Origin of the sequence: Psychrobacter sp. AOP3-A1-26, assembly GCF_052378235.1 — a bacterium.
Taxonomy (GTDB): Bacteria; Pseudomonadota; Gammaproteobacteria; order Pseudomonadales; family Moraxellaceae; genus Psychrobacter.
The window spans coordinates 1-15,983 of record NZ_JBQSXN010000070.1 but is presented as its reverse complement, the minus strand read 5'-3'; the positions used below and the strand labels follow the sequence as shown (position 1 = coordinate 15,983).

The 15,983-nt window shown below is 43.2% G+C and carries 12 protein-coding genes; 3 read left to right on the top strand and 9 right to left on the bottom strand.

Features of this window, described 5'->3' with window-relative positions:
• From ACT3TU_RS10890 to ACT3TU_RS10860, 7 genes are all read right to left on the bottom strand, one after another.
• Positions 1-693 (bottom strand): class I SAM-dependent DNA methyltransferase (locus ACT3TU_RS10890; RefSeq protein WP_444784373.1); only part of this gene is annotated, 693 nt, incomplete at its 3' end.
• Between the two features lie 86 nt (positions 694-779).
• Positions 780-1,427 (bottom strand): thiaminase II, encoded by a 648-nt coding sequence (gene tenA, locus ACT3TU_RS10885; RefSeq protein WP_192524589.1) that lies wholly within the window; start codon positions 1,425-1,427, stop codon positions 780-782.
• Between the two features lie 546 nt (positions 1,428-1,973).
• Positions 1,974-2,564 carry a TetR/AcrR family transcriptional regulator gene (locus ACT3TU_RS10880; protein WP_192524320.1) on the bottom strand — a complete coding sequence of 197 codons (591 nt, stop codon included), beginning with the start codon at positions 2,562-2,564 and terminating at the stop codon, positions 1,974-1,976.
• Entirely contained in the window at positions 2,551-3,798 is a 1,248-nt protein-coding gene (locus ACT3TU_RS10875; protein ID WP_192524321.1) for a multidrug effflux MFS transporter, read from the bottom strand. Before ACT3TU_RS10875 ends, ACT3TU_RS10880 begins: the two co-directional genes overlap by 14 nt.
• 291 nt (positions 3,799-4,089) lie before the next feature.
• Positions 4,090-6,003, bottom strand: a complete 1,914-nt coding sequence (rpoD, locus tag ACT3TU_RS10870) for an RNA polymerase sigma factor RpoD (RefSeq protein ID WP_444784372.1) — start codon at positions 6,001-6,003, stop codon at positions 4,090-4,092.
• Positions 6,004-6,574: 571 nt separating this feature from the next.
• The gene (locus tag ACT3TU_RS10865; protein ID WP_192524323.1) at positions 6,575-8,734 is read right to left on the bottom strand and encodes a DNA primase; all 2,160 of its coding nucleotides are present in this window, start codon (positions 8,732-8,734) and stop codon (positions 6,575-6,577) included.
• A 213-nt stretch (positions 8,735-8,947) separates the two neighbouring features.
• Positions 8,948-10,165 carry an outer membrane protein assembly factor BamD gene (locus tag ACT3TU_RS10860; RefSeq protein ID WP_192524324.1) on the bottom strand — a complete coding sequence of 406 codons (1,218 nt, stop codon included), beginning with the start codon at positions 10,163-10,165 and terminating at the stop codon, positions 8,948-8,950.
• 623 nt (positions 10,166-10,788) lie between these two features.
• Between ACT3TU_RS10860 and ACT3TU_RS10855 the strand changes: the two genes are divergently transcribed.
• Positions 10,789-12,030 carry an RluA family pseudouridine synthase gene (locus ACT3TU_RS10855; protein ID WP_192524330.1) on the top strand — a complete coding sequence of 414 codons (1,242 nt, stop codon included), beginning with the start codon at positions 10,789-10,791 and terminating at the stop codon, positions 12,028-12,030.
• Positions 12,031-12,039: 9 nt separating this feature from the next.
• Positions 12,040-13,011 (top strand): polyphenol oxidase family protein, encoded by a 972-nt coding sequence (locus ACT3TU_RS10850; RefSeq protein WP_192524325.1) that lies wholly within the window; start codon positions 12,040-12,042, stop codon positions 13,009-13,011.
• A gap of 86 nt (positions 13,012-13,097) precedes the next feature.
• Here ACT3TU_RS10850 and ACT3TU_RS10845 read toward each other — a convergent pair whose 3' ends face one another.
• The gene (locus tag ACT3TU_RS10845) at positions 13,098-14,360 is read right to left on the bottom strand and encodes a YeeE/YedE family protein (protein ID WP_192529229.1); all 1,263 of its coding nucleotides are present in this window, start codon (positions 14,358-14,360) and stop codon (positions 13,098-13,100) included.
• 436 nt (positions 14,361-14,796) lie between these two features.
• Between ACT3TU_RS10845 and ACT3TU_RS10840 the strand changes: the two genes are divergently transcribed.
• Entirely contained in the window at positions 14,797-15,399 is a 603-nt protein-coding gene (locus ACT3TU_RS10840; protein ID WP_192524327.1) for a flavodoxin family protein, read from the top strand.
• A gap of 153 nt (positions 15,400-15,552) precedes the next feature.
• Here ACT3TU_RS10840 and ACT3TU_RS10835 read toward each other — a convergent pair whose 3' ends face one another.
• Positions 15,553-15,729: a hypothetical protein gene (locus tag ACT3TU_RS10835; protein WP_192524328.1), complete on the bottom strand. Its 177-nt coding sequence runs from the start codon at positions 15,727-15,729 to the stop codon at positions 15,553-15,555.
• Between the last annotated feature and the right edge of the window lie 254 nt (positions 15,730-15,983).

Here is a 15,983-nt window from a genome sequence, read left to right as displayed (position 1 = left end):
TTTATAACCACATACCGCCACATAATCGCCGCGATCGTAGCCTTCGATGACCTCTTGTACCTTGTCATTGGCATACATAGGATGGGTCAATAAAGTCTGCGCATATTCGAAATCGACAAAACCATTGGCTTGCATTAATTCGATTTTCTCATCAGAGGTACGCCAGTTTGCTGACTTCACCAGCTCAATAGGATAAGGGTCAGCAGGGGAGATGTGTTCGAGTAATGGATGTTCCCACGTATCTACCGCGCTCGCTAAATTGTATAAGCTGGCAAAGCCGCTTTCTTTTGGCACATCAATCAGGATAAGTTTGCCGCCAGTCTTTAGAGCATCAAAGGCCTTTTTGATACAGACATCCAAATCCCTGATATAGCTGACGCTGCCATTAAACATAATAATATCAAATTTATTAGGCGCAATCTCGCAGGTTTCGGCAGAGCTGATATCTACTTGCAAGCCGCGTTTCTCAGCGACTTCAGCCATGTCTTTCGATGGCTCGATACCATGCGTGATATGAATGCCGTAATCTTTGGCTAACAGGGATTCGAAAAGACCACTACCACAGCCGATAGACAATATTTCGCTATCTTTATCTAAGAAGTGAGCGACCAGTTTGAGCTCACTGGTCAGTAAGTTTTGGTTGTCAAAAAACCAGCTGTCGTACGCGCTTGCGTGTTCATCGAATGCTGCCATGATGTTTCTCCTTGTTGATCATTATTATTGGTCATTGTTTTTGATTTTAGAGGGCTTTTTTAGAATCAAGCTAGATTGAGTATAAGTTAAGACAAATCTAACGCCTGCTGCCAAAAATTAACTTCCATACGTGCGGCGGTGTTAAATAACCGTTGGAACTTGTCTGCTTGAGCAGGGCTGGCATCGGCTAATAGCGTATTAATCTGTGCTTCGTTCTGCGCGGTAATTACTTGGAACTCATCGCTAGAAAACACGTCAATCCATGGTTGATAAGGGTTGTTATCGATAAAACCCTCATCTTTGATACATCTGCCAATTTCTCCATAGCCCATTAAGCAAGGCGCAATAGCGGCATACAGTTCGGCCAGCGAGCCTGACATAGCCGCGTCTAATATATAGCGACTATAGGCGATGGTGACGGCAGATTCAGGGGCGTTTTCTACTTGTTCAAGTGGTATATTCCACTGACGACAGAAGTCCAAGTACATGGCGATTTCCATATCGAGCATGGCATTGATACCTGCTTGACCGACGCGCATTTGTGCCAGTGTGTCACTCTTATACACGCTCAGCGCCATCACGCGGGTATAGTGAATTAAGTATAAATAGTCTTGCACAAGGTAGTGGCGAAAGCTGTCAGGGGCGAGTGTGCCAGCGGTCAGCTGTTTGACAAAGTCGTGCTGAATGTAATCATCCCATGTGGGGCAATTGTGACGTAGCGTTTGGTAATCCATAGTTTTCACTTACTGTTATAAAATGCAAGCAAGCAAATGGCAGGAAACGAGAATTGATAAGGCACAAAAAATTTGCCCGTCTAGGTTTAATAGATTGGCAAAATATGAAGTAAATGTGACTTATATATCGACACGCTTGTTTCCTACGTCAGTGCTAACTGCATCAGGTTCGCGGGTAACTCTCAGCCATGATTTTGATTGTAGTTAAAGCGTCAAAATCAAAGCACCCCGACAAGGTTTGTTTTTTAATAATAAATATAAAATTTAAATATAGTCAGTTCAAAATAAAAGCGATACGTTATAGCTATGTGCGACTGGTATAAATTTTCCTTGCTTGCTGTTATCACAGAGGCTACGAAAAATTCATCCCAGTCGCATGGTATCGATTTTAAAATTGTATCGACTTTAAAGTAATTCTAATAGAGCTTTGAGCTGCTGTTTAAGTGGTTCGTGTTTAAGCAGATCAGCCCTATGATAGGTGAACTCAGCCATCATTAGCAAGTGATGTCCAAATAACGATAAAAAAAGCAGCTTAGATTTAAAAATCTATTTTTTATCGAGCTGTTCAATAGCAGTGTGATAAAGCATCAGCATGGCTTTAAAACGGCGCTCATATAAGCCTTCCGCATATAGCAGCTCTACACTTAAGCTATCGATTACGCCTAGATAGGCATCGGTATACAGCTCTAGCTGCTCAGAGTCGAGCTGATAAGGCTGTAGAGCCAGCTGTATTTGCTCAGTCAACACCTTTATATAGACATTAAAAGTCGCCGCGCTGGTATCGGTCAAATGCACAGGTGCGGCATAGGCCATGCGAATTAAAAACCGTAAGGTAATCGCGCTTTCATAACGCGCTTCAAAAGCATGGCAATACGCTTCACCGGGAGTAGAAAATTCACTAGTCGTCGCAAAGCATGACTTAATAAACGCACATTCCGACTCGAGCGCATCTTGCAGTAATTCTAAAAATATCGCTTCTTTACTGGCAAAGTGCGTATAGAGAGAGGCTTTGCGGATGCCCACAGCCTTAGCAATATCACTGAGTGATGCGCCCTCATAGCCGTGCATAAAGAAAGGCTCAAACGCAGCATCAATAATACGTTGCTTAGCGCTTGAGCGTGGTTTATGACTTTGCATAGGCCTCCTCTAATGATGGTGTGGAGAGAGTGTTATAAGGTTTTAAACTTCTAGAACCGAGATAGACCAGTATCAAAATAATTGGTCCCATCGCACCTAGCAAGATTAACCAATATAAGGTGTTCATTTCGACCAATTGTCCTGCGATGGGTGTGGCAGTGGATGAGAGTAACATAGGAATGGCGCCCAATAAAGCTGCGCTTGAACCCAAAGCGCTGCGCTGCGAGTCCATTGCAATCGCCATCAACGTCGCTTCTAATACACCAAGACCAAATAATCCCAAGGCAATGCCAGTGACAATACCGACCAAACCCATCGATAGCAGATAAGCGATGATGCAAACGGCACTACCCAGCATCATGACACCGGCACCGATTAAGGCCAAATGTGACGCCGATATTTTTTTGACCAAATAAGCGGTGGAAGATGCACCTAAAATTAGACTGATACTGGTCAAGCCAAAGACAAAACCAAATTGCTCTAGGCTAAGACCATAGTCTGTTTGATAGACATAAGCAGAACCACCGATGTAGGCAAACAAAAAGAAATACACCGCAGATAGCGCAAATAGATTAAAGACAAAGGTTTTGTTCTTTAATATGCCGACATAAATGCCTGTAATATTTTTTATATTTAATTGAATGCGCTTGTCTTTTGGCAAGGTTTCTTTGATATTCAACAGCGTATTAATCAGCACGATGATACCTAACGCCGCCAAAATAAACATGACGCCGCGCCAACCATAATGCGCACCGACGATACCGCCGATTGCTGGCGCGACGATTGGACCTAATGCCACAATGGTATTTAATAAAGCATAAATTTGTGCCGCTTTTGGTCCATCGACTAAGTCGCGTACCATGCTCATCACCACCACGATAGCCATAGAGGCGCCAAGACCTTGCAAGATACGAGCAAAGATTAGGCTTTCAATACTTTGTGACCACATCGCCCACACGGAAGCGCCAATATATGCCAGTAAGCCTGCAAATAATGGTGCTATTCGTCCTATGGCGTCAGATACGGGACCAAATACCAGCTGTCCTAAACCCATAAAGATAAGAAAGACGGTCAACGTGATTTGCGTGGTGGCGTAGGAGGTATTGAGGTCTGTTGCCATATTCGGCATTGAGGCCAAATACATATCAATCGCTGCAGGGCCAAGCGCCACAATGATGGCAAGAGAGATGACGGTTTTGATACTGATGTGTTTTACATGGGTTTGTTTATTCATAAGAGTGCACTATTAACTATTTATCTATTTAATTTTTTAACTACCGAACGGTAGGTAGTTATACTCGATATTTTAAATAAAGGCAATATTTTTATGAATTAATTGCTTATCTCATGCTATAGCGGCTCTATATTTAATAGGTAAAAGCTAATAGCCATTAAATAACAACCATCAAATAGCAGCCATTAAATAGCAGCCATTAAATAACAGGCACAAAAAAGCTGAGATATACTCAGCTTTTTTGGTTTGCCACTAGGCGTAATAAGATGTGCTTAGCACATACTATTTAAATTAGTCATTTTCAAGGAATGAGCGTAAATGCTCAGAACGTGAAGGATGACGCAATTTACGTAATGCTTTTGCCTCAATCTGACGAATACGTTCACGGGTCACGTCGAACTGCTTGCCGACTTCTTCTAACGTATGATCGGTTGGCATATCGATACCAAAGCGCATTTTTAGCACCCGTGCTTCACGCTCAGTTAGGTTGCCTAATACATCGCGAGTGGCTTCGCGTAGACCCGCTGACGTCGCATCATCAACAGGACTTGAGATAGTACCATCTTCGATAAAGTCGCCTAAGTGAGAGTCTTCATCATCACCGATAGGAGTTTCCATCGAGATAGGCTCTTTGGCAATTTTTAATACCTTACGGACTTTAACTTCGTCCATCTCTAAGCGTTCGCCTAATTCCTCAGGGGTTGGTTCGCGGCCCATTTCTTGTAGCAACTGACGTGAGACACGGTTTATCTTGTTGATGGTCTCAATCATGTGAACAGGAATACGGATAGTGCGCGCTTGGTCAGCGATCGAGCGGGTGATTGCCTGACGAATCCACCATGTGGCATAGGTCGAGAACTTATAACCACGGCGGTATTCAAACTTATCGACCGCTTTCATCAAGCCAATATTACCTTCTTGGATAAGATCCAAGAACTGCAAACCACGGTTAGTATACTTTTTGGCGATAGATATAACCAAACGTAAGTTGGCTTCGACCATTTCCTTTTTAGCACGGCGAGCTTTTGCTTCACCGACCGCCATACGGCGCGCTACGTCTTTCATATCGTGGATTTTCATATCGAGCTGTTGTTCATAATCACGAATCTTACGCTGCAATAAAATGACGTCGTCGGTGACTTTTTCTAACGTAGCAGAAAACGCAGGCTTACCTTTAATACGCTCGATTAACCAATCAACGTTAGTTTCATTACTCGGGAAAGTTTTACGGAACTCTTCACGCGGCATACGTCCACGGCGAATCACCAAACGCATGATTTGACGCTCTTGCTTACGCACGTCATCGTAGACGTCATGCATAATCGCCATGACTTGGTCTGACAAGCGGTTGTTTAGCTTTAGCATCATAAAGCGTTCGGCGAGTAGCGCATAAGCGACATCTGCTTGCGCGCTACCACGGCCATAATCAAGTAGCGCTTGCTTGGCTTTGATAAATAGGTTTTCAATTTCTTCTAAACGCAGGCGTACTTCTTCTGGATCGAGGCCGCTGGTTTCTTCTTCAGCTTCTTCCTCTACTTCTTCTTCGTCCTCATCATCGTCACCTAGCGCCTTTTTGGCTTTTTCTTTGATAACAGGAGGATTTTCTTTTTCTTCTTTGATGCGCTCTCTTTCTTCTTTCGCCGCCTCTTTTGCTTCTTGAGCGGCGATTTTGTCTGCTTCGGTTTCAGGGTCTAGAAAACCAGTGATGACATCAGAAAGTTTTTTCTCGCCGTCCTGTACTTTTTGATACTCATCTAGGACGAATTGTACCGTACCCGGCCAATAAGACATCGCATGCTGCACGTCACGAATACCTTCTTCGATACGCTTGGCAATAGCAATCTCACCTTCACGAGTCAGTAGGTCAACGGTACCCATTTCACGCATATACATACGTACAGGATCGGTGGTGCGACCAGGCTCTGTCTCAACAGAGGCTAATACCGCCGCTGCTTCATCTGCTGCCATGTCATCATCGCTTGAATCGTCGTTCATCAAGATGTCATCGGCGTCAGGGGCAGATTCAAAGATTTTGATACCAACGTCGGTCAGCATTTGCACAATATCTTCGATCTGATCGCTTTCGGTAATAGAGTCGGGCAGTTGGTCATTCACCTCAGCATAGGTAAGATACCCTTGCTCTTTACCCATTTGGATTAAGGTGGCCAGTTGAGATGTGGACTTAGAAACTGACTTATCGTTCATAAATACTCGCTTACTTGCATCGGACATTTTTATATTGTGACGCGCTATCGCTGGCTGGGTGCGTTGATCTTATCAATCGATTGATCAAAAGGTGGCGTAGAGGTTGTCAATAATATCAAAAATGAGTGGATATGAATAAAGGCTCAAAACACTACAATAACAGTGCCAAAAAATGGCTAAAAATCAATAAAGATAAAAGTCTGCAAAATAAGATCACCTAAAAAATAATGCTACCTAAAAGATAGTGTTGCCTAAAAAAGATGATACTCAAAAACAATCTCTAAAAAATATATATTTAAAATTGTGCTCAACGATGCGGTCTTGTCGCCATCTATTGAGCAGTGCTGTAAATATACAGCGACACAGTTTAACACAGACCATAGTAATCAAGCACGAGCTAGTGATGCTCGCCTGTGTTTATTACAGATATTGCCAATTATTTTTAATCAATTGCTTTACCAATTACCTAATTTAGGGCTGCATGTATTACTGGGCATAATCATTATTAGTGGGGACAACCGCTATACTTTTAAAGGGTTACGGTTTTATTAATAAAAAATAAGCACAGAAATTAAGATTTAACCGTGGTCATTTGTGCTGATTGTTCGGCTTGCTGAGCGCGCAACCAATCATTTAACAATTGTGATTGCTTACGGACAATCGCCAGCTTGATGTGATCAGGGTTTTTAATCAGCTCCTGCATCTTTTTTTGCAAATGCAATTTGAGCAGCTGCATTACTAAGTTTTCAATCAGCTCATCGAGGCTTAAGATGCTTCTTGCGGTCAAGGTTTTATAAAACCCGCCCCAGCTACGGCTCAGTGTTTCTTGGGTGGCAGGCGTTAGGTTAGATAAGATAAAGTGCGCCGCTGCATTGGCATCTTTTGGTAAATAATCAAGGCAGCGTTTGATGGTACTGACGATATCGAGCAATCCATCGTCTTGTAGGTCTTCCCACGCTAGTGGACGCAATATATCGGCAGAGGCTTTTTGCTTTATATGAGCAGGTAACTGCAGCTGGTTAATACCTGCCTGTTGCCAAATCGACTCGATAGGGTCATCAATCAAGGCGCGCGGTTGGAATAAAAAACAAAGCTGCAACTGCTGACTGATGGTCATTTCACCATCAAAATCTAGTAGGGCGTCTCTTGCTTCTTTATTTTGACTGCGTTTACCACCCAGTTTTTGATAAATATCATTATTCAGTAAATAACGAAAGCTACTGCCTTTAGGCAATGCGGTGGTCAAGGCGCGCACTTGTGACATCAGCTTGGCTTTGCCTTCTGCCAAGGTTAAGTCATGGCGCTCACTTAAATAAGCGAAAATATACTGTGACAGCGGCATTGCATTGGTGATTTGCTCACGCATGGCGTCACTGCCCTGACTTTTAATAAAAGTATCAGGATCGTGATTATTAGGTAGGGTTAAAAACCGTAGTTCTTTGTCATCGGCAAGCACAGGCAGGGCAACTTCCAGCGTGCGCCAAGCCGCTTTTTGTCCCGCACTATCGCCATCGAAACTCAATGTTAGGGTAGGATTTAGGGTCAAAAGCCGTGATATTTGACTCTCATTAATCGCCGTACCCATCGAGGCGATGGCACCATAAATACCCGCTTGATAAAGGGCTATCACATCCATGTAGCCTTCGACCACCAGCCAGCTATCTGCACGCTGCTGGCGAGATTCATAATAGCCATATAGTACGTGCTGCTTATGGAACACAGGCGAGTCGGACGAGTTGATATATTTGGGCTTCACTTCGTCATCGAGCGCGCGACCACCAAAACCAATGGTCCGTCCTTGGTTGTCGCGGATCGGGAAAATAACCCGATCACGGAGTAAGTCATAATCGCGTCCAGATTCTGACTGGCGCACTAAGCCAAGCGCTTTTAGACCTTCGATATCTTGGGGAAATTGGTGCTCGAGGTGCTGCCAACCAAATGGCGCATAGCCCAAGCCAAAGGTTTCAAAGATGTCTTCAGTGATACCACGCGCTAAAAAATAATGCTTAGCATGCGGGTGAATGCTGAGATTATGCTGATAAAATTGCTGAATCTGCTCTAATAGCTCGTACAGATTACCGTCTTTATCAGCGACGCTATTTTCTTCGTGCAGTGCAATAGAGCCATCATCGCTACTTATCAGCCACGCAGGTGGATAGCCGTCATCACCTTGATAGTCTGAAGCATAAGACTCAGCTGGATAAGGTACTGAATCGTAAGCATCTAGCGGTGGATAGTTGTCGTAGCTATCGTAGCTATTGTCGTTATAAGTTGGTTGTTGCGTATAATCAGGCGGTATATTTATTGATGACTGACTATCGGCTATTGGCTGACTAACTGGGGCTTGCGAGTGTGTCGCCGTTTCAGCTGGCAATGCTGGTATTGGTTTTGCAGTGGGTTTTTGTTTGGAACGCTGATAACTGACGTTTTGCTGTTCTTCTTTTGGTACTTCGATGCCAGTTTGCTTGGACAGCTCATTGACCGCTTCGATAAAGGTAAGGTTTTCATAGTCACGCAAAAAGCTAATGGCATTACCGCCGACACTACAGCCAAAACAGTGATAGATATTTTTTTGTGGATTGACATAAAAAGACGGTGATTTTTCACCATGGAAAGGGCAGCAGCCTTTGTACTCACTACCAGCACGTTTAAGCGTGGTATGACGCCCAATAATACTGATTAAGTCAGCTTGGCTATTAAGTTGTTCAAGAATGTGATTTGGTATGCTCATGCAAAAAATAGTTTACCATAGGTGAATTATCTTAGGCATAAACAATATTGAAGGTAAACAATATTGAGCATAGATAATTCAATAAAAATAAAGGTAGAAATAGAAAAAATAAGGCCAACCATATCGTTGACCTTATTTTTTATGATAGACGTTTGTATACTTAAAAGACGCTAGCGTCTCTAACCCAGATACACTGTCCTAGGTTTTAAACCGTTATTTATCATTGATATCTGCACTATCGGCAGGTGTATCCGATGGCGTTACGGCAATTCCTTGGTTGGGCAGTGTCGTACGGCGTGTTGGGTTAATATTCTGCGGTTCTACTTCAGCTTCTCTAGCAGTAGAGCCTGTGCTTGATTGACTGGTCACTCGCTCAGTTGACGCTTCAGGTAAGCCCAAACCGACATTGACACCATTAGGATTAGTACGTTTTGGTGAAGTACCTTGTGGAGCAGTGGTCGGCGCATTGTCACTAGGCAGTCTTAATTGACTGGCCTTACGAATAATTTGGGTCTTAGTTGCCCCATCATAATTACCGGTAGAAACAGAGCTGTCCGTGACCCCAGAACGACCAAGTTTACCAAACGTTACTTTATTGAGCCATGTGCTTTCACGTTTGGTATTTAGCTTGACGCGGCCATCGTTGGTTAGCCAGTTTGGATAATTAATCTGCAATAGCGTCTTATACTCTTTTGCCAAGTCATTTAGACCCAGTTTTTCATGGCTATAAGCAAGTACAGCAATGGCTTCAGGCACTGACTCACTGAGTGGATAGTACTGAAACACCCATTTGGCACGGTTAACAGCGGCAACATACGCTTCACGTTCGATATACCAATTGGCAGCGCTCATCTCACTTTCAGCAAACTGGTTATAAATAAAAGTCATGCGCTGAGCGGCATCTGGTGCATATGGGCTATTTGGATATTTATTGATAAGCTCTTGGAAGTTGGCAAAAGCAATACGCAGATACGCGGTATCGCGTTCGGCTTGGTTCATCTTAAACAGTTTCAGTCCTTCAGATGAGCCCTGCATGTTGGCCACACCACGCACGTAATAGGCATAGCTGGCTTGTGGATTAGAGGGGTATAAACGAATAAACTGCTCAGCACTGGCGGCTGCCATCTCATATTTACCGCTTTCATATTGGGCATACATCATATCGAGCAATGCTTGCTCAGCATATTGCCCTGTAGGGTAGAATGTACGGAGATTGGTTAGATCTTCAATACCTTGGGCGTAGCGACCTTTTTCGATCTGAGCCAGGGCATCGTTATAATAACTTTGCTCTGACTTTTCTGCCGTTTCTACTGCATCGACATCTTTCCCACCAGTCAGGTTTTTAAAAGTCTGACAACCCACTAGGTTTACGCTTAGCGCAAGTAGCGTTATTGAGGACAGCTTGATAAACGTATTGCCAACAGCTTGCATACTTCTTCTCCGACACAAGACGCATAATAGCAGCAGCGCCATTATGCTATATAAAAGGTGAATAATAAAAATAGTTGTTTTAAAATACAGTGCCATAGCATACAGCAAAATATGGCTATACTTTATAGAATAACCTTTGCTGCGTCTATTTTTTCGCCATCTATATTGTACTTGATTTAATCATACTGCATAAAACTGCTGGCAGCACGTCACATAATAGTTGGGTATTTTAACATGAGCTGCTAGCACGAGCGATATCCAATGTCACTGGTACCGATAAATATACAGTAAATTACAGCAATGTCATATTTTAGAGAGTTAATGGCTAGGGCGTATTGATCGTTCACAGGTAGTCGCTGTGAATGCCATGGTCGAATATTTAGCACAGCATAACGCTCAACATGCCAAGTGATAATCAAAAAGTGACAGATAACGCATCGCTTCTATAGGGCTTAAACGCTCAATATGCTACACTATGACGATATTACTGCCGTTTTTTTGACGACGATTGCTTATACAGCCCCTAAGTGTTTTACTTAATTTTTATTCGATTTTAAAAAGTCACCTTGCAAAACCATGTCAGAGACTTTGCCACTTATATATCTGCTATGAATAATAATGCTATGACTACCCATTTACCACCGAATCAATTGCTAAATACTGATTCATCAGCACAAGAGTCACCGATGCCAAATGACGTTTTAAATAATAGTGAGTTACCTGATGATAATCAGACAGCGCTTGATGAGCAAGTGTATGACAATAGCTTGTCCGATCATGAAGAATTGGGTGACGATATTCACGACGAGTTAGATGACTACAGTGGCGATGACGAAGAACACCAGGGTGATGAAGCATCAGCTGCTGGGCAATCGGTGCCTGTCATCATTGATGTTACCCATACCGCCACAGAAGATGAAGCTGGTTTGCGAATTGATAAATTGGCATCAAAAGCATTTACTGATTTTTCGCGTGTACAGTTGCAAGGCTGGATTAATGACGGCAGCTTGCTGTATAACGGCAGTGTGCAAAAACCAAAAGTCCGGGTCAAAGCAGGTGATGTCTTGCATTTATCAACGACATTAGAGCAGCATAGCGAAGACCAGCCAGAAGATATCGCGATCGAAGTGGTCTATGAAGATGACGATGTATTGGTCATCAATAAACCCGTCGGTATGGTAGTGCATCCTGGCGCGGGCAATCAAACAGGCACTTTGGTCAATGCACTACTGTATCATTATCCTCAACAGCACCATTTACCGCGTGCAGGGTTGGTACACCGAATTGACAAAGACACCTCGGGGCTATTGCTGATTGGTAAAACCAAACCTGCACAAATGGCACTGATGGAGCAGTTAAAAGACAAGTCCGTTTATCGTCATTATCAATGTGTAGTGGCAGGGGATGCGGCTAGCTTATTACGCCATCGCCGTATCGATGCACCGATTGGACGTCATCGCAATCAGCGTACCAAAATGACGGTGATGACGGCAGGACGCGAAGCAGTCACACATTTATTAAATGTAACCCCTCTCAATGATAATTATTGCTTATTGGATGTTGGCTTGGAAACGGGTCGTACGCACCAGATTCGAGTACATCTGAGCCATGTTACCTATCCGATAGTCGGTGACCGGGTCTATGGCGGCCGCCGTCAACTGCGAGCAGGACTTACAGAAGCGCAGCGCCAAGCAATCAATAACTTTCCACGTCAAGCTCTGCATGCTTATACGCTCGGTTTCGTGCATCCCACGACAGGTGAGGATATTGAAGTAACGACCCCACTGCCTGAAGATATGCAGCAGTTAATGGCGGTGTTAAGCGAAGGTTATGATGATGAGCAAACTTCGCCTAAAAGTCGCTGAGAATCAGCCATGAACGATAAGCTTCCTATGACCTTAATTGCGCAAATTGATGATGTCGCTGTTTTTCAAACGGCGGCTTTTTTTGCTGACGATATAGTGGCTACTGATGCCAATCTAAATGTTATTCCCTCAGCAAATCAGCCCAGTTATGGTGAGCTAAATTTAGGGCTGCATGTCAATGATAATGCAGCAGTAGTACTGGGCAACCGGATGCGGCTGTTGGCTGCTATTAATGAGCAAGTAGTAAACGTATCACCGGATAATAAGCAATGCTCAGGTATCAAACATTTACACTGGGTCAATCAAATCCATGGCAAACAAATTCATGATATCGATGCGACCGCGCTGAGTATGCAACCACTGGCCGCCGATGCCATGGTTAGTCAGCAAGACGATGTAGGTCTGGCGATAATGACCGCCGATTGTGTGCCTATCGTGCTATATCAGCCCGCAACGGGGAAAATAGCTGCTATTCATGCTGGCTGGCAAGGTCTGGCTTGTGGCGTCATCCAAGCGACCGCTGAACGCTTTGGTAGCGGCGGAAAAGTTATGGCTTGGATAGGCGTTTGTATCAGTCAGAATAACTATGAAGTTGGTTGTGACGTGAGAGATAAGTTGCGAAAAGGGTGCTTAGAAAACCAATTATTGACCACAGCAGATATGGCTAAATTCAATCAGCGATATGTCATAAACTCTGCTGATGATATAAATATCAATAGCAACGCTCGGTATTTACATAAGACAGTTGCTAAGCCATCAAACTGTGCCACAGTCGGCGCGGATAAGGTTAAGATAGATTTATCGAGACTCGCGGCCGACCAATTAGTATCAGCAGGTATCCTCGTAGAGAGTCAGCCCTCTAACGCTTGTAGTTATTCTGATAGCCGTTATTACTCTTATCGACGGCAGACACATTTACAGCAGCCTGCTACTGGGCGGATGGCGCTAGTAATTGTACGCAGTATAGCTAGCCCTAAATAAAAGAAATACAAGTATTATAACGCGTTACTGGGACGAATTCTTCTTGCTTGCTAAAGAAAGCTATTCATTAATCATTCGTTCGTTTTTTAGCATACTGAATCATTAGATTTCGGTACCGATAACCCAAATAAGGGACGTAGATACAGGGCTAAGAAAGTCCCTGCCATAGCCATGATGCCCCAGATATAACCATGAGCACTGAAGGATGCAATACCGCCAAAATAAGCGCCAATATTACAACCAAAAGCCAGACGTGCGCCATAACCCATCATTAACCCACCAATCACGGAAGCTGCAAAATTGCCCAAAGTAATCTGGGTAAACTTGAATAAACCACCTGCTGCCGAAGCAATAAAAGCGCCAATGATGATACCGATATTCATAACCGTGGTCGAATCAGCAAAGATTGAAGCGTTTAACGCGGCTGCATTAGCCCCCTGCCAATAGCCCCAGCTAGCAACATCAACGCCAAAGTTGCTCGCAATTTTTGAGCCCCATAACGAAAATGCAGAGGTAATACCCCAGGGTTGCCCGCGTGTCATTAATGTCAAAGCATTAAGTAAACCCAAGACAATCGCGGCGGCAAATAATGGCCAAGAGCCACGGAAGATGCGTTTCCAACCTTTTTCAGTCGGTACAGGTGCCATTTTAGGTGCGTTGGTTTTTTTCTCAACAACGAGCGTGACCCACGCAATCAAAGCAAACAGTGCCAAAGACACTATCCAAGCGCCACTGTAACCAAGGCCAGTAGACGTCGCTAGAGAAAAAGGGGCAAAGGAGGGCATCTCTTCTGTCCAAAACGGCAAATGATAAGCACCAACAGTCGCGCCAATGATAAAGAAGATAAAGGTAATGAACATCACTGAGCGTCCACCACCTACTGCGTAGAGCGTGCCAGAAGCACAACCACCACCAAGCTGCATGCCAATACCGAATACAAAAGATCCTACGAGCAAACTAACACCGATTGGCGACACATAACCTGCGACCGATCCACCAAAAATCGTCGTACCATATGCAAGAATAGGTGCGAATAAAGTAACAGCAACCGCTAACATCAACATATGAGATCGCATTGCTTGTCCATTCCCTACCGACATCAGACGTCTAAATGCTGAAGTAAAACCAAAGCGGGCATGAAACAAGGTATAGCCAAGCAACAAGCCAATAATAAAAAGTAAGGGCTGGGCAATAGGCTGGGTGCCAAACAGATAGACCAGCATAATAAAACCCGCAATCGCGCCGCCTGCTATCAGTCGTTTTTGTGGGTCATTTAAAGCCAAAGACTCTCTAGCAATAGGATCTCGTGTATCGTTCACAGGTTGAACTCTAGTCGTTGTAGTCGTCAAGGGGATAACTTCCTTCTCTGATATATAGTTTCAGAGTTAATTATTTATAATATTGTTTTGGAATATTTAAGTGGTTTATTCGAGGATATTTGAATAAGCGCACTATGATAAACCCGTTTTTAATAATGGCTATAAGAAGAGAGGGAATTAGTATATTCAAATATGGAATAACTTAGGCAGGTTTGATTAGGTGCTGAGGTTTAGAGGTATGAGATTGATTGTCTTCTTTTCCTGTGTATTATCAATGTGGTTTCACATTGAGTTTAATCGCTACATTTTTAGCGCATTAATTAAGCCTTTGTTAATACAGTGGCAACAATAAGGTTGAATTTATAAAAGCTTGCCTCATATCAATTAACTATTGCGCCCGCTGTCTTATATAGTAGTTAGTATTTAATGACAGACTATATTCAACCAAACAATTATTAGAGTTTGTATGACTACACCTATAAAGCCTTCATCAGCTTGCATTGATAACCTTCCTAGCGTATCCATTGCTGTTATTTACCATAGTAATTATGGTCATACCAAGCGCGTCGCAGAAGCGATAGTGACTGGTGCGCGTCAGCAATTACCAGAAGCGCAAGCCAAAGCCGTCGATGTCCATGATGTTGATTGGGATTTTTTGGATCAGGCAGATTTATTGGTTTTTGGTAGTGCGGTGTATATGGGTAGCGTGACGGCAGGATTTAAGACCTTTATGGATGAGACATCAAAGCGTTGGTATCATCGTAAATGGGAAGGTAAGTGGGCAGCAGGCTTCGCCAATTCAGGCGGACTTAGCGGTGATAAATTGGCTGTGTTACAGCAGATTTGCTTATATACCATGCAGCATGGGATGAACTGGATAGGGTTGCCGCTGATGCCAACCGGTCATGAAGCTCATGATTTAAATCGTTTATCGAGCTTTTTGGGCTTGATGACTCAGTCGCTAGATGGCCCACCTGAAGAAACGCCAGGCGCAGGGGATATCGATACGGCAATTTGGTTTGGAGATCACCTAGCCAAGACTATTATTAAACATCAGCCTAGGTCCTAGTTCTATAATCAATTAGAAATAAAAGCGATACGATTGTTGCTATTAACCGTTCTAATATTTAAAATGTTTAACAAATCCTATTATGTAAACATCAAAAAGCAGATATCACTTTGATATCTGCTTTTTTTAATTTTTCTTTTGGTACATCGGTTTTTATTTTTTATCGTTCGTAGTCGTGATTGGCGCAGTTTTAACCAGTATGTTTTTAGCGGGCACATTTTTAATAGCGTTGTTTTTGACAGGAATAGGACTATCGACAAATTGGATTGACTGGCAACCTGTCATAAGTAACGTGGCGGTGAATAAGTAGGTCAGGGTTAACGACTTCATAGAATTATCTCAAAAGGGAAGAGGTGGTGTTAAAAAGCGTTCACCATAAATAAAACATAGTGCTATGCAATCGCTTATTTTATAGCAACTGATGACGTTTAAAAAATAAACTGATCGTGCCTGTAAGGCTAGTTATAGAAGGCGTTTCAATTGAGGTCTATGTATCTATTATGTACAGCAATGATGATTAATAATAGAGGATATACTGAATTTTTGACAGCTTAGATTAACACATGAAGTGCAATACCAAATGC

What these genes read in the sequence shown, in the direction of transcription:
- ACT3TU_RS10875 (WP_192524321.1), bottom strand. Translation starts at nt 3,798, where the DNA reads ATGAATAAACAAACCCATGTAAAACACATCAGTATCAAAACCGTCATC.
- tenA (WP_192524589.1), bottom strand. Translation starts at nt 1,427, where the DNA reads ATGGATTACCAAACGCTACGTCACAATTGCCCCACATGGGATGATTAC.
- ACT3TU_RS10835 (WP_192524328.1), bottom strand. Translation starts at nt 15,729, where the DNA reads ATGAAGTCGTTAACCCTGACCTACTTATTCACCGCCACGTTACTTATG.
- rpoD (WP_444784372.1), bottom strand. Translation starts at nt 6,003, where the DNA reads ATGAACGATAAGTCAGTTTCTAAGTCCACATCTCAACTGGCCACCTTA.
- ACT3TU_RS10840 (WP_192524327.1), top strand. Translation starts at nt 14,797, where the DNA reads ATGACTACACCTATAAAGCCTTCATCAGCTTGCATTGATAACCTTCCT.
- ACT3TU_RS10855 (WP_192524330.1), top strand. Translation starts at nt 10,789, where the DNA reads ATGACTACCCATTTACCACCGAATCAATTGCTAAATACTGATTCATCA.
- ACT3TU_RS10850 (WP_192524325.1), top strand. Translation starts at nt 12,040, where the DNA reads ATGAACGATAAGCTTCCTATGACCTTAATTGCGCAAATTGATGATGTC.
- ACT3TU_RS10865 (WP_192524323.1), bottom strand. Translation starts at nt 8,734, where the DNA reads ATGAGCATACCAAATCACATTCTTGAACAACTTAATAGCCAAGCTGAC.
- ACT3TU_RS10860 (WP_192524324.1), bottom strand. Translation starts at nt 10,165, where the DNA reads ATGCAAGCTGTTGGCAATACGTTTATCAAGCTGTCCTCAATAACGCTA.
- ACT3TU_RS10880 (WP_192524320.1), bottom strand. Translation starts at nt 2,564, where the DNA reads ATGCAAAGTCATAAACCACGCTCAAGCGCTAAGCAACGTATTATTGAT.